11 protein-coding genes are annotated in these 14,818 nt (G+C 51.9%); 3 read left to right on the top strand and 8 right to left on the bottom strand.

The window, feature by feature from the left end:
- Positions 1-120: 120 nt before the first annotated feature.
- Together OGV85_RS20365 and OGV85_RS20360 are read left to right on the top strand one after the other, a co-directional pair.
- Positions 121-1,419, top strand: coding sequence for an MFS transporter (locus tag OGV85_RS20365; RefSeq protein ID WP_061547659.1), 1,299 nt, complete (start codon positions 121-123; stop codon positions 1,417-1,419).
- A gap of 27 nt (positions 1,420-1,446) precedes the next feature.
- On the top strand, positions 1,447-2,925 hold the full coding sequence (locus tag OGV85_RS20360) for an FGGY-family carbohydrate kinase (RefSeq protein WP_061547660.1): 1,479 nt from the start codon (positions 1,447-1,449) through the stop codon (positions 2,923-2,925).
- A gap of 39 nt (positions 2,926-2,964) precedes the next feature.
- Here OGV85_RS20360 and queE read toward each other — a convergent pair whose 3' ends face one another.
- The 3 genes from queE to OGV85_RS20345 form a co-directional block, all read right to left on the bottom strand.
- Positions 2,965-3,636 (bottom strand): 7-carboxy-7-deazaguanine synthase QueE, encoded by a 672-nt coding sequence (queE, locus tag OGV85_RS20355; RefSeq protein WP_003034139.1) that lies wholly within the window; start codon positions 3,634-3,636, stop codon positions 2,965-2,967.
- Between the two features lie 71 nt (positions 3,637-3,707).
- Positions 3,708-4,397, bottom strand: a complete 690-nt coding sequence (locus OGV85_RS20350; protein WP_048218506.1) for an N-acetylmannosamine-6-phosphate 2-epimerase — start codon at positions 4,395-4,397, stop codon at positions 3,708-3,710.
- Complete coding sequence (locus OGV85_RS20345) at positions 4,397-5,953, bottom strand: PTS transporter subunit EIIC (protein WP_286553903.1); 1,557 nt, start codon at positions 5,951-5,953, stop codon at positions 4,397-4,399. The genes OGV85_RS20350 and OGV85_RS20345 overlap by 1 nt, the downstream gene beginning before the upstream one ends.
- A gap of 165 nt (positions 5,954-6,118) precedes the next feature.
- Here OGV85_RS20345 and OGV85_RS20340 point away from each other — a divergent pair, with 165 nt between their 5' ends.
- Positions 6,119-6,943, top strand: a complete 825-nt coding sequence (locus tag OGV85_RS20340) for a MurR/RpiR family transcriptional regulator (protein WP_003034131.1) — start codon at positions 6,119-6,121, stop codon at positions 6,941-6,943.
- Positions 6,944-6,998: 55 nt separating this feature from the next.
- Here OGV85_RS20340 and eno read toward each other — a convergent pair whose 3' ends face one another.
- The 5 genes from eno to rlmD all read right to left on the bottom strand — a co-directional run bounded on the left by eno (position 6,999) and on the right by rlmD (position 14,795).
- The gene (gene eno / locus OGV85_RS20335; protein WP_003034129.1) at positions 6,999-8,297 is read right to left on the bottom strand and encodes a phosphopyruvate hydratase; all 1,299 of its coding nucleotides are present in this window, start codon (positions 8,295-8,297) and stop codon (positions 6,999-7,001) included.
- Positions 8,298-8,384: 87 nt separating this feature from the next.
- Entirely contained in the window at positions 8,385-10,022 is a 1,638-nt protein-coding gene (pyrG, locus tag OGV85_RS20330; RefSeq protein WP_003034127.1) for a glutamine hydrolyzing CTP synthase, read from the bottom strand.
- 224 nt (positions 10,023-10,246) lie between these two features.
- A complete protein-coding gene (gene mazG / locus OGV85_RS20325) occupies positions 10,247-11,038 on the bottom strand; it encodes a nucleoside triphosphate pyrophosphohydrolase (RefSeq protein ID WP_061547661.1) in 792 nt (263 codons plus the stop codon).
- 123 nt (positions 11,039-11,161) lie between these two features.
- Positions 11,162-13,396: a GTP diphosphokinase gene (gene relA / locus OGV85_RS20320; protein WP_003034123.1), complete on the bottom strand. Its 2,235-nt coding sequence runs from the start codon at positions 13,394-13,396 to the stop codon at positions 11,162-11,164.
- Positions 13,397-13,496: 100 nt separating this feature from the next.
- Complete coding sequence (gene rlmD / locus OGV85_RS20315) at positions 13,497-14,795, bottom strand: 23S rRNA (uracil(1939)-C(5))-methyltransferase RlmD (RefSeq protein WP_061547662.1); 1,299 nt, start codon at positions 14,793-14,795, stop codon at positions 13,497-13,499.
- Positions 14,796-14,818 lie beyond the last annotated feature (23 nt).

Raw genomic sequence — 14,818 nt, 5'->3', positions numbered from 1 at the left:
TATAATCAACCTGTCCATGTTATTTCTAAGCGCAATTACTAGAGACCTGAGAAAAGTAATCCACCTGAAAGGGCGGTTTACTTTTCTCTTTTTTTTGTCTGTTAAACATGAGAATTCAATATGCATAACAATTCATATCGCCGTTGGATAACCCTCGCAATTATTAGTTTCAGCGGCGGTGTTAGTTTTGATCTGGCTTATTTACGTTATATATATCAAATTCCCATGGCAAAATTCATGGGGTTTAGCAATACCGAAATCGGATTAATAATGAGTACCTTTGGTATTGCAGCTATTATTTTGTATGCGCCCAGCGGGGTTATTGCCGATAAGTTCTCGCATCGCAAAATGATTACTTTAGCGATGATTATTACCGGATTGCTCGGTTTGCTGATGATGACGTATCCACCGCTGTGGGTCATGCTCTGTATTCAGGTTGCATTTGCCATCACTACCATCCTGATGCTGTGGTCGGTATCCATTAAAGCCGCTTCGCTGCTGGGCGATCACAGCGAACAAGGGAAGATCATGGGCTGGATGGAAGGCCTGCGCGGTGTTGGGGTCATGTCACTGGCCGTATTTACCATGTGGGTCTTTTCTCGTTTCGCCCCCGATGACAGCAATAGCCTGAAAGCCGTGATCCTGATTTATAGCGTGGTCTACATCCTACTGGGAATTTTGTGTTGGTTCTTCGTCAGCGACGGTAACAGCCACAGCATCGCGGCGAAAGAAGAAAAGCACTCCTTCCAGCTCAGCGATATTCTCGCGGTGCTGCGCATCAGTACAACCTGGTATTGCAGCATGGTCATTTTTGGCGTCTTTACGATCTACGCCATCCTCAGCTACTCCACTAATTATCTGACCGAAATGTACGGTATGTCGCTGGTCGCGGCCAGCTACATGGGCATTGTCATCAACAAGATTTTCCGTGCCATTTGCGGGCCGTTGGGCGGCATTATTACCACCTATAGCAAGGTGAAATCGCCGACCCGCGTCATTCAGTTACTGTCTATCGTTGGCTTGCTGGCGCTTATCGCGCTGCTGGCAACCAACTCGAACCCGCAGTCCGTCGCCATGGGTATCGGCCTGATTCTGTTACTGGGATTCACCTGTTACGCCTCGCGTGGACTCTACTGGGCCTGTCCCGGCGAAGCCAGAACGCCGTCTTACATCATGGGAACCACCGTGGGGATCTGTTCAGTGATCGGTTTTCTACCCGACGTGTTTGTTTATCCGATCGTAGGCCACTGGCAGGACACGCTCCCGGCGGCACAAGCCTATCGCAACATGTGGTTAATGGGGTTGGCGGCGCTATGCCTGGTCATCCTGTTCACTTTCTTATTGTTTCGCAAAATTCGCACCGCTAACACCGCACCGGAAAAGATGACATCACAGGCCGCTGAAACAACCGGCGAGTGATGATGACAATTTAAAGGAGAAATAATCATGTCAAAGAAATACATCATTGGAATCGATGGCGGGAGCCAAAGCACTAAAGTAGTGATGTACGATCTGCAGGGGAATGTGGTCTGTGAAGGAAAAGGCCTGTTACAGCAGATGTACACCCCGGATGCTGATACGGCAGAACATCCCGACGATGATTTATGGACCTCTTTATGCTTCGCCGGAAAAGATCTGATGAATCAATTTGCAGGCCATAAAGAAGATATTGTCGGCATCGGGCTGGGTTCTATCCGCTGTTGCCGCGCGCTACTCAAAGCTGACGGCACACCTGCGGAACCGTTAATCAGCTGGCAGGACGCCCGCGTCACCCGACCTTATGAGCATACCAATCCTGATGTGGCCTGGGTTACCTCATTTTCGGGCTACCTGTCGCACCGCTTAACCGGCGAGTTTAAAGACAACATCGCCAATTACTTTGGCCAGTGGCCGGTGGATTATAAAACCTGGTCGTGGAGCGACGATGATGAGGTCATGAAGAAGTTTAACATTCCCCGCCACATGCTATTCGATGTGCAGATGCCGGGGACAATCTTAGGTCATCTTACCGAACAGGCGGCTTTCGCTACCGGTTTTCCGGCGGGTTTACCCGTTGTCTGCACCACCAGCGATAAGCCGGTCGAAGCGCTCGGCGCAGGGTTGCTGGACGATGAAACAGCGGTGATTTCGTTAGGCACCTATATCGCTCTGATGATGAACGGTAAAGCGTTGCCGAAGGATCCCGTCGCATACTGGCCGATTATGTCTTCCATTCCTGAAACGTTGCTGTATGAAGGGTATGGCATTCGTAAAGGGATGTGGACGGTCAGTTGGCTGCGGGACATGCTGGGCGAATCCTTGATTCAGGATGCCAAATCGCAGGGGCTCTCACCGGAGGATCTGCTCAACAAAAAAGCCTCAGTTGTCCCTCCGGGCTGTAACGGCCTGATGACCGTGCTCGACTGGCTGACCAACCCATGGGAGCCCTACAAACGCGGCATTATGATAGGCTTTGACTCCAGCATGGACTATGCGTGGATTTACCGCTCGATTCTGGAGAGCGTGGCGCTGACGTTAAAGAATAACTACGACAATATGTGCAATGAAATGAACCATTTCGCTAAGCACATCATCATTACCGGTGGGGGGTCAAACAGCGACCTGTTTATGCAAATCTTTGCAGATGTATTCAACCTCCCGGCCAGGCGTAACGCCATTAACGGCTGCGCGAGCCTCGGAGCGGCGATCAACACCGCGGTAGGGTTGGGTCTGTATCCTTCCTACGAGGCGGCCATCGAAAATATGGTCCGGGTCAAAGATGTGTTTATGCCAGTTGAACAAAACGCCAAACGCTATGAGGCGCTAAATAAAGGAATCTTCAGGGATTTAACTCAGTATACCGATGTGATTTTGAAAAAGTCGTATGAGGTCACTCACGGTAATCTGGATAACGTTGACGCCATTCAAAGCTGGTCAAACGCGTAATCAGTACGCCGGGCGGATGAAATCCACCCGGCAGAATTATCAGGCAATATTCAGATATTTATGGGTTTGCATCGACAGACGCCAGTTTCGCGCAATACAGGTATCAATACACAAACGCGTCGCATCTTCTTTCTGGCTGATTGGCTGTAAGGCGATGATTCGTGGTTTGTCGTCGCTCAACGTCGCCAGCAGTTCATCCAGCGCTTCAATATCGCGAACGCGACCAACCGGATGTTTGATTTCATTCGCGCGCTCCAGCGCCTGCGACAGCACATCATAACCGCCACGCATATTTACCTTCGGCGATACGGTCACCCAGGTATTCGGCGTACAGCGTACTTCGTGGGTACCACTGGTCTCAATCTGGCAGCTAAAGCCGTTCTTTTCCAGCAGGTCAGTCAGCGGCATCAGGTCATGAATGCAGGGCTCGCCGCCGGTGATCACCACATGACGGGCGGTATACCCCTGACGCGAAATGACCGCCAGCAGATCCTCACTGCTCGCCGCCCCCCATTTGTCGCTTTCTTTGGTCTTGGCCAGGATGCTGTACAGGGAGACTTCCCGATCCTCAAGCTTATCCCAGGTGTGTTTGGTATCGCACCAGGCACAGCCAACCGGGCATCCCTGTAAACGAATAAAAATGGCGGGGACGCCGGTAAAGTAACCCTCACCTTGCAGGGTCTGGAACATCTCGTTAATCGGGTACTGCATAGCGCTCTCAATATGGGGATAAACGATAATTATCGCAGATCCCCGCCAAAGTATCATGCCCCATCGATGCTTTACGAGGCGATCGCCGCGACAAAGCGTGCCGTTATCTGCTGCGGACGCGTGATAGCGCCACCAACCACCACGGTATGGGCACCTAATTCCAGGCATCGTGCGGCACGTTCCGGAGTATCGACGTTTCCTTCTGCCACGATAGGTACGCTGACCGCCGCCAATACCTCGCGTAAAAAACCGCAGTCGTTTTCCGCCAGCACATGCCCGGCAGTGTCAGCGGTATAGCCGTAGAGCGTGGTGCCCACGCAGTCAAAACCCAGACGCTCAGCTGTCACCGCTTCGTCTATGGTGGCGATATCCGCCATCAGCAGCACAGACGGGTAGCGAGCGCGGATTTGCATAACTAATTCTTCCAGCGTTTGTCCTCCTGGGCGCGGGCGCGCTGTCGCATCCAGAGCAATAATCTCCGGCTCAACGGTCATTAGCTCATCCACTTCCTTGAGGGTGGCCGTGATAAACACATCGCTACCCGGATAATCGCGCTTGATAATCCCAATCACCGGCAGGGAGACGCTCTCTTTGATCGCGCGAATGTCCACCACGCTGTTCGCACGAATACCTACAGCACCTCCCTGCGCTGCCGCCAGCGCCATACGCGACATAATAAACGGACTGTGCAGGGGCTCATTTTCCAGCGCCTGGCAGGAGACGATTAATTTACCTTTCAGGGAATCCAGTACAGTTTTCATTACGATAAGATCTCTTCGACTTCGTTTTTGATGATGGTGACATGCGGTCCATAAATCACCTGAACCCCGTTGCCGCGAATAATTACGCCACGCGCTCCGGTCGCTTTCAGCGCCGCTTCATCGACCTTGCTACTCTCTTTTACCGTCACGCGCAGACGTGTGGCGCAACAGTCCACCTCTTCCAGATTCTCTTTACCTCCCAGTCCGGCAATCACAGCCGCAGCACGCTCACTTTGCGGCAGGCCGGATTCAGTCGGTGCTGCGTTTTCACGACCAGGCGTCAACCAGTTAAAGCGGTTAATCAAATAGCGGAAGGTGAAGTAGTAAAGGAAGAACCACGGGATCCCCACCATAGGTACGTACATCCAGTTGGTTTTAGCTTCCCCCTGTAGCACACCGAAGAGGAGGAAATCGATAAGCCCCCCCGAAAAGGTTTGCCCGATGGTGATATGTAAAATATGCGCCATCATAAACGCCAGACCATCGAAGAAGGCGTGAATGACGTATAACACAGGTGCGACAAACAGGAAGGAGAACTCGATAGGCTCAGTGATCCCCGTCAGGAAAGAGGTCAGGGCCGCAGACAACAGCTGTCCGGCGACAAGCTTTCTGTTCTCTGGTTTTGCAGTATGGTACATCGCAAGACATGCGCCAAGCAGGCCAAACATCATGGTGATAAAGCGCCCGGACATAAAGCGCGAGGTGCCCGCATAGAACTGCTGCGTATTCGGATCGGCAAGTTGCGCGAAGAAAATACGCTGCGTACCTTCAACCAACTGGCCGTTGACGATTTCACTCCCGCCAAGCGCTGTGGTCCAGAACGGTAAATAAAAGATATGGTGTAACCCCAGTGGGCCAAGCATACGCAGGATGAAGCCGTACAACAGCGTACCCAGATAACCGGTCGCATCCACCAGACCACCCAGTCCAAAAATGAGTTTCTGGAAATGCGGCCAAACCACCGTCATGACCGCACCCACTACAATCGCGGCAAGGGAGCTAATAATCGGCACAAAGCGCGAACCGCTGAAGAAACCAAGGAACTGAGGCAGCGAGACTTTATTGAAACGGCTATGCAGCGCGCAGGTGACAAGCCCAATCACCACCCCACCAAATACGCCTGTTTCCAGCGTCTGAATACCCAGCGTCATCCCCTGGCCTACGGCACCGGGATTCTCGTGCGCCAGCGTTCCGTTGAGTGTCAATAAAGCGTTGATGGTGGCGTTCATCACCAGAAATGCCAGCAATGCAGCAAGCCCGGCGGTGCCTTTGTCCGTTTTCGCCAATCCTACTGCCACACCCACCGCAAAAAGTACCGACAGGTTGGCAAACACAATAGAACCTGCGCTGGTCATGATCGTGAAGATTGCCTGTAACCAGTCAACGTCCAAAAACGGATACGCCGTCAATGTGTTTGGATTCGACAGCGCACCGCCAATCCCTAACAACAGCCCCGCAGCGGGCAGTACCGCAATCGGCAGCATGAACGATTTGCCAAACCGCTGTGCCTTTTCAAACCATGCGCCCGATGAGGCGCCGCTAAACATTTGCATCATTTTTTCATCTCCCCGATTAATGATGAAAATTTTTACCATAATTAATTTTATAAATGAAAATTATCATCAAAAACCAGGAAGCCGATCATACTTTTTTAAAATGACTGGCATCTCTCCCCTGCTTTCCGCCACACTATCAGCAGAGAAACGCATTAAGGATTTTGCATGTCAGAAAATGAAAACCTGCTGCTGAGATTGCGCCAGGGCGTTGACGGATATAGCCGAACACAGCAGAAGCTGGGAGAGTTTGTGCTTAGTGATCCGGCAAAAGTTGTCTACCTGACGATTACCGAACTGGCGCGTGAAAGCGACACCAGCGAGGCGAGCGTCACACGTCTGTGCCGCACGCTTGGGTGTAAGGGTTATAACGAATTCAAAATGGCGCTGGCTCTCGATCTCCAGCAAGGACAGCCGGTAGAGCACAGCGGGGATGAAATTGACAATGTGGTCAATGAATCCGTGCAAGCGCTGCAGGACACAGCAAAATTACTCGACAGGACATTACTGGAATCCGCCGCTCTGGCTCTACATCAGGCTCAGTCGGTACAGATTTATGGCGTAGCGGCCAGCGCTATTCTGGGGGAGTATTTACATTACAAACTCCTGCGCCTCGGCAAACCCGCGCAACTGTTCAGCGACATGCACCGCGCAGCCATGAATGCCACTACGCTTAGCAAAAATACGCTCGTGGTAGCGATCTCCAGTTCAGGCTCCACGCGCGATCTGCTGCATGTCGTGAAACTGGCGCGTAAGCAAGGCGTGCGCGTACTGGCGCTAAGTAATACACCACGCAGTCCGCTGGCTTCGCTGAGCGATATTCAACTGGTCGCAGCCAAACCAGAAGGTCCGTTGAGTGCTGGTGCGCTAAACGCCAAGGTGGGTGTGATGCTGTTGGTAGAACTTCTCACCACGTCGCTGATTGCGCTGGATGAAAAGTACAGTGATGTGAGCCAGCAAACCGCCAGCGCAACACTTCCTCTACTGCTTTAAAAGCATAAAAAAACCCGCCGCAGCGGGTTTTTAAGTTAAGAGTTAAAGAACAGGATTACGCCTGACCTTTGATCTCTTTACGACCGTTGTACGGTGCTTGTTCACCCAGAGCTTCTTCGATACGAATCAGCTGGTTGTACTTAGCAACGCGGTCAGAACGGCTCATAGAACCAGTTTTGATCTGGCCTGCAGCGGTACCAACAGCCAGGTCAGCGATGGTAGCATCTTCAGTTTCGCCAGAACGGTGAGAGATGACAGCGGTGTAGCCAGCGTCTTTCGCCATTTTGATCGCAGCCAGAGTTTCGGTCAGAGAACCGATCTGGTTGAATTTGATCAGGATGGAGTTAACGATGCCTTTTTCGATGCCTTCTTTCAGGATCTTGGTGTTGGTTACGAACAGATCGTCACCAACCAGCTGGATTTTGTCGCCCAGTACTTTAGTCTGGTATGCGAAACCGTCCCAGTCAGACTCGTCCAGACCATCTTCGATGGACACGATCGGGTACTGTTTGGTCAGTTCTTCCAGGAAGTGAGTGAATTCTTCGGAGGTGAATGCTTTGTTGCCTTCGCCAGCCAGAACGTATTTACCGTCTTTGTAGAATTCAGAAGCTGCACAGTCCATCGCCAGAGTGATGTCTTTGCCCAGCTCGTAGCCAGCTGCTTTAACCGCTTCAGCGATTACAGCCAGAGCTTCAGCGTTGGAACCCAGGTTCGGCGCGTAGCCACCTTCGTCACCAACTGCAGTGTTCATACCTTTAGCTTTCAGAACTTTAGCCAGGTTGTGGAACACTTCAGAACCCATACGAACGGCTTCTTTCAGAGTCTTAGCGCCAACCGGCTGAATCATGAATTCCTGGATGTCGACGTTGTTGTCAGCGTGCTCACCACCGTTGATGATGTTCATCATCGGAACCGGCATGGAGTATTTACCCGGAGTACCGTTCAGTTCAGCGATGTGTGCATACAGCGGCAGGCCTTTAGCAGCTGCTGCTGCTTTGGCGTTCGCCAGGGACACAGCCAGGATGGCGTTTGCACCGAAGTTGGATTTGTTTTCAGTACCGTCCAGATCGATCATGATCTTGTCGATGCCAGCCTGATCTTTAGCATCTTTACCCAGCAGAGCCTGAGCAATTGGGCCGTTAACAGCTGCAACAGCTTTCAGTACGCCTTTACCCATGAAACGGGATTTGTCGCCATCGCGCAGTTCCAGTGCTTCGCGGGAACCAGTAGAAGCACCTGACGGAGCTGCTGCCATACCAACGAAACCACCTTCCAGGTGTACTTCGGCTTCAACAGTCGGGTTACCACGGGAGTCGATGATTTCACGACCGATGATTTTAACGATTTTGGACATTAGATTTTCCTCAGTACAAGTTAAACTAAAACTCCAGACAAACAATGCACCCTGATGGGTGCATTGCCGTTCTAACTTATTTACTTCTTACTTCGCCTGACGCTTCTGATGTTCACTGGCGGCTTTCACAAAGCCGGCAAACAGCGGGTGCCCATCACGTGGCGTGGAAGTAAATTCCGGGTGGAACTGACAGGCCACGAACCACGGATGATTCGGTACCTCAATGATCTCGACCAACTGATCATCACCGGAACGGCCTGCAATACGCAGACCCGCAGCTTCAATCTGTTTCAACAGCATATTGTTGACTTCGTAACGGTGGCGGTGGCGTTCAACAATTGTCGGCGCGCCGTACAGTTGACGAACCAGGCTATCGTCGCTCAACTGACACTGCTGCGCACCAAGACGCATAGTGCCGCCCAGATCGCTCTTCTCGGTACGGACTTCGACGTTGCCGTCTTCATCGCGCCATTCGGTAATCAGGGCCACCACCGGGTACTTACAGTCTGGCACAAATTCCGTGGAGTTGGCGTTGTCCATACCCACTACGTTACGTGCAAACTCAATCAACGCAACCTGCATACCCAGGCAAATGCCCAGATAAGGAATATTGTTCTCACGCGCAAAGCGCGCCGTCGCGATTTTACCTTCAACACCACGGTAGCCGAAGCCGCCAGGGATCAGGATGGCATCAAGACCTTTCAGGATCTCAACGCCACGCGTTTCGACATCTTGTGAATCGATCAGCTTGATATTGACGGTGACACGATTCTTCAGACCGCCATGCTTCAGCGCTTCGATAACTGACTTATAGGCATCCGGCAGTTCAATGTACTTGCCGACCATACCGATAGTCACTTCGCCTGCCGGATTAGCTTCTTCGTAGATAACCTGTTCCCATTCTGACAGATTAGCTTCCGGACAGTTCAAGCTGAATCGTTTACAAATATAATCGTCAAGGCCCTGAGATTTCAACAGGCCCGGGATTTTATAGATGGAATCGACATCTTTCAGAGAAATCACCGCTTTTTCCGGAACGTTACAGAACAATGCAATTTTTGCACGTTCATTAGCCGGAACTGCGCGATCGGAGCGGCAAATCAGGATATCTGGCTGAATACCGATAGAAAGCAGCTCTTTTACAGAGTGCTGAGTCGGTTTAGTTTTGACTTCACCTGCCGCCGCCATGTACGGAACCAGCGTCAGATGCATAAACAGCGTGTGCTCGCGGCCAATTTCTACGGCCATCTGGCGAATCGCTTCAAGGAACGGCAGAGATTCGATATCCCCAACGGTTCCGCCGATTTCAACCAGAACAACATCATGACCTTCACCGCCTTCCAGAACACGCTCTTTAATGGCATTCGTGATGTGCGGGATAACCTGAACGGTCGCGCCCAGGTAGTCGCCACGGCGTTCTTTACGCAGAACGTCGGAGTAGATACGACCCGTAGTGAAGTTGTTGCGGCGGCTCATTTTGGTACGAATGAAGCGCTCATAGTGACCCAGGTCCAGGTCGGTTTCAGCGCCGTCTTCGGTAACGAACACTTCCCCGTGTTGGATTGGGCTCATAGTACCTGGATCGACGTTGATGTACGGATCCAGTTTCATCATGGTTACATTGAGGCCACGGGCTTCAAGAATGGCTGCCAGGGAGGCTGCGGCAATGCCTTTTCCCAGAGAGGATACGACCCCGCCGGTCACAAAAATATAGTTCGTTGTCATGCTGGACCTGAGAAGTTAGGGTGAAACGATGGAATTACCAAGACGGGAAAGTAGTATACCCGAACATGACGAGCGCCACAAACTTTCATTATTCCTCCTCTTCACCAGGCTCACATTAACATCGGGAGTGAGAAAATAGCCCCTTTGGGGTAAATGTTTTTGACGTAAATCAAGCGCTTGTTATTTAAAAAATCACACAAATCGCCCTTGACCGACGAAATCCCTTAGAGATCAATTTCCTGCCGTTTTACCTGTTGCCAGACTTCTTCCATAGTTTCCAGATCAACACCAGTCATTTCCAGACCGCGAGCAGCCACAATTCGCTCAACCTCACGAAAACGTCGCTCAAATTTCTCGTTCGCTTTTTGCAAAGCAGTCTCTGCTTTAGTGCCTAAATGCCGGGCCATATTGACCGTGGCAAACAGCAGATCGCCCATTTCCTCCTCCAGTTTAGCCTGGTCGACAACAGCCTGCTTCGCCTCAAACATGACTTCGTCGATCTCTTCGTAAACCTTGTCGACAACCGGTCCTAATGTTTTCCAGTCGAAGCCAACATTTGAGCAGCGTTTCTGGATTTTTTGGGCGCGCATTAATGCCGGTAAACTACGGGGAATATCGTCGAGCGCGGAATGCTGTGCCTTCTCAGCACGTTCTTCGGTTTTGATTTGCTCCCAACGGGTAAGCACCTCGGTGCTGTTACTGGCAGAAACGTCAGCAAAAACATGCGGGTGGCGGCGTTCAAGCTTATCGCTTATCGCTGCGCAGATATCATCAAAGTTGAAGCGCCCTTCTTCCTGAGCTATCTGGGCGTAAAACACCACCTGGAACAGCAGATCCCCCAACTCTCCACGCAGGTCGTCGAAGTCTTCTCGCGCAATCGCGTCCAGCACTTCATAAGTCTCTTCGAGGGTGTAAGGAGCAATAGTGGCGAATGTCTGCTCTTTGTCCCACGGACAACCGTTCTCCGGGTCGCGCAGGCGCTGCATAATACCGAGCAGTCGGTTGATTTGATTCATTGGAATATCCTGAAATTTCAATACAGTAGGCCGGATAAGGCAACATCCGGCAACATAGCAATGCCTGATGGCAACGCTAACGCGTCTTATCAGGCCTAAAAGGTTATCCGGCCTACATAATGATTAATTACCGTGCAGACGACGTGCGTCGATCACATCCGGTACCTGGTTCAGCTTGCCGAGCACGCGCCCGAGCACCTGCAGGTTGTAGATTTCGATGGTCATATCAATGGTGGCAAGCTGTTGTTTGGTATCACTCCGGCTGGCAACTCCCAGCACGTTTACCTTCTCGTTGGCGAGAATCGTGGTGATATCACGTAACAAGCCACTGCGATCGTTGGCCTGGACGCGAACCACCAGCGAATACCCTGCAGAGTAACTTTCGCCCCAGACCGCATCAACAATACGTTCCGGCGCATGGGAGCGCAGCTCAGTCAGCTGTTCACAATCCGCCCGGTGCACAGAAATACCGCGTCCCTGGGTAATAAACCCGACAATCTCATCGCCTGGAATCGGCTGGCAGCAGCGAGCGATGTGGTGCATCAGGTTACCTACCCCTTCTACCACGACACGACCGTCGTCTTTACGGCGACTCTGCGGTGCGTGCGTTTTCTGCTGAAGCTGTTTCAGCGCGGCGGCATCCTGTTCGGCAGCGCTTGGCTTATTAAACTGCGCCTGCAGGAAATTCACCATCTGGTTGAGGCGGATGTCTCCTCCGCCAATCGCCGCCAGCAGTTCATCCAGCTCATTGAAACTGTAGCGCGGCAGCAGATGTTTTTCAGCTTCTTTCAGGCTGATGCCTAAATGCGCCAGTTCATCGTCGAGGATCTGGCGACCTGCAAGAATGTTCTTATCACGGTCCTGTTTACGGAACCAGGCGTGGATCTTCGAACGCCCACGGCTGGTGGTTACGTAGCCAAGGTTAGGGTTCAACCAGTCGCGGCTTGGATTTGGCTGTTTCTGGGTGATAATTTCAATTTGATCGCCCATCTGTAGTTGGTAGGTAAACGGTACGATGCGTCCACCAATTTTCGCGCCAATGCAACGATGCCCCACATCACTATGAATGTGGTAAGCAAAATCGAGCGGCGTGGAGCCTGCAGGCAGATCCACAACGTCGCCTTTCGGCGTAAAGACATACACGCGGTCATCAAAGACCTGGCTACGAACTTCATCCAGCATTTCACCGGAATCTGCCATCTCTTCCTGCCAGGCGATCAGCTTACGCAGCCATGCAATGCGATCTTCATGACCAGAGCGCGCCGCGCCTGAAGCGGTGCCCTCTTTGTACTTCCAGTGCGCCGCGACGCCCAGTTCGGCATCTTCGTGCATCTGTTTGGTACGGATCTGAATTTCAATGGTTTTCCCGCCCGGCCCCAGCACAACCGTATGGATTGACTGGTAGCCGTTGGGTTTCGGGTTCGCGACGTAGTCATCAAACTCATCCGGCAGATGGCGATAGTGAGTATGTACTATCCCGAGCGCGGCATAGCAGTCCTGTAAACGCTCTGCCACGATACGCACTGCGCGCACATCGAACAGTTCATCGAAGGCCAACTGCTTTTTCTGCATTTTGCGCCAGATGCTGTAGATATGCTTCGGACGCCCGTACACTTCAGCTTTGACGCCTTCCGTTTTCATCTCTGAGCGCAAATGACCAACGAACTCATCAATGTAATGCTCCCTGTCGATACGACGTTCATGCAGCAGCTTGGCAATGCGTTTGTATTCAGCCGGGTGCAGATAACGGAAGCAATAATCTTCCAGCTCCCATTTTAATTGCCCGATTCCCAAACGGTTGGCCAGCGGTGCATAGATATTGGTGCACTCTTTTGCCGCCAGAACGCGTTCATCTTCCGGCGCGTCTTTCACTTCACGCAGATGGGCAATCCGCTCTGCCAGCTTGATGACCACACAGCGGAAGTCATCTACCATTGCCAGCAGCATGCGGCGGACGTTATCGACCTGCTCGGAAGAAACTGAATCGGTATGCGTGGCTTTAAGCTGGCGTATCGCCGCCATATCACGCACGCCGTGGATAAGATGAACAATGGATTTGCCCACGCTCTCGCGCAGGATGTCTTCACTTACCACGTTGGCATCAGCCAGAGGGAACAGCATTGCTGCACGCAGCGTGTCGATATCCATGCTCAACATGGAGAGAATTTCTACCATCTCCACGCCACGCCACAGCAGCAGATCCGCATCCGGATGCCCCTGTGTCTGCTGGAGGCAGTACGCCCAGGTTTCGGCTAAGCGTTCACACGACTGCTGGCTGGAGATCCCCAGACTCGCGATCCATTTCTTGGGATCAAACTCACCAGCTTTATTTAAATGTGCACTTCTTACCGCAACCATCGTCCTCTCCTTAAGGGGCATGGCCTGTCGAAGTCGACAAGCCGAACCCATTGTCTTTCACACAGCATTACAAGGCGAAATCCAATGGGTATTAAGTTCATTACAAACGCTCAAACAGGACCATTGATTCCAGGTGTCCAGTGTGCGGGAACATATCGAGCATCGCCAGCCGCCGGATGGCATATCCCGCATTGAGCAAAGCATCGCTGTCACGAGCCAGCGTTGCCGGGTTACAGGATACATAAACAACGCGCATAGGTTCTAATTTTATAATATGTTGCATCACACCAGCAGCCCCCGCACGCGCAGGATCGAGCAAAACTTTGTCGAATCCGTTTTTCGCCCACGGCTGCCGGGTAACATCTTCCTCAAGGTTCTCATGAAAGAATGTCACATTGTGTAATCCGTTATTCAGTGCATTTTCCCGACCTTTTTCAACCAGCGCCGGAACACCTTCCACGCCAACCACGCTTGCTGCCCGAGTTGCCAGCGGCAGGGTAAAATTACCCATTCCGCAGAACAGATCGAGCACGCGATCTTCAGGTTGCACATCGAGCCATTCCAGCGCACGAGCCACCATTTGTTGGTTTACCCCTTCGTTAACCTGAATAAAATCGCGCGGGCTGAAGGTTAACCGTAGTCCATTTGAGTCATACCAGGGCGATTCTTCTGATATTGATTCCAGTATCTCGCTTTGCGGGGCCAGAAACAAAGACAGCCCCAGAGAATGCGAAAAGCATTCCAGTTTTTCTTTATCCGCTGCACTTAATGGCGCCGTGTGGCGCAAAATCATCAGGGTTCCGCTCCCTGCCTGCACCAGTTCAACATGTCCAAGATGGCGTAACCCTTGAAGACTTTCCAGACACGCCCTGATGCGGGGCAATAGCACCTCAAGTTGGGGCACCAAAACAGGGCATTGTTTGACATCGATAATGTCGCTGGAGCCTGATTTGCGAAACCCCATCTGCAATTTGTGTTCTTTTGGCCGATAGTTCAGGCTCAATCGGGCACGACGACGATAGCCCCACGGCGTATCAGCTATAACATCTGACACGTCACATTTCATTAAACGCGACAACGCCGCGCTTTTACTACGCTGCTGTAACGAGATGCTGGCATGCTGCTGCTGGCAACCGCCGCATACGCCAAAATGCGGGCAACGTGGCACTTCACGCTCAGGGCTGTTGTTCAAACGTCGTTTTACTTGCGCGCGGGCGAACTGTTTTTTATCTTCGGTAATCACCACCTCGGCGCTTTCCTGGGGTAGCAATTCCGGTATAAACAACGCTTTTCCGTTATGGCGAGCGACGCCCTGACCAAAAGGATCGAGGTCATTGACGGTAACGGTTATGATCTGACGCGTCGTCACGCGTCGTTTTGCAGAGTAGAATTGCGCCATCGACGAGATATTTCTCTATTTAA

The organism is Citrobacter sp. Cf132 (assembly GCF_030333885.1).
In the GTDB taxonomy this organism is placed as follows: Bacteria; Pseudomonadota; Gammaproteobacteria; order Enterobacterales; family Enterobacteriaceae; genus Citrobacter; species Citrobacter freundii.
The sequence above is the reverse complement of the archived record's forward strand: the minus strand, read 5'-3'. Positions and strand labels throughout refer to the sequence as shown.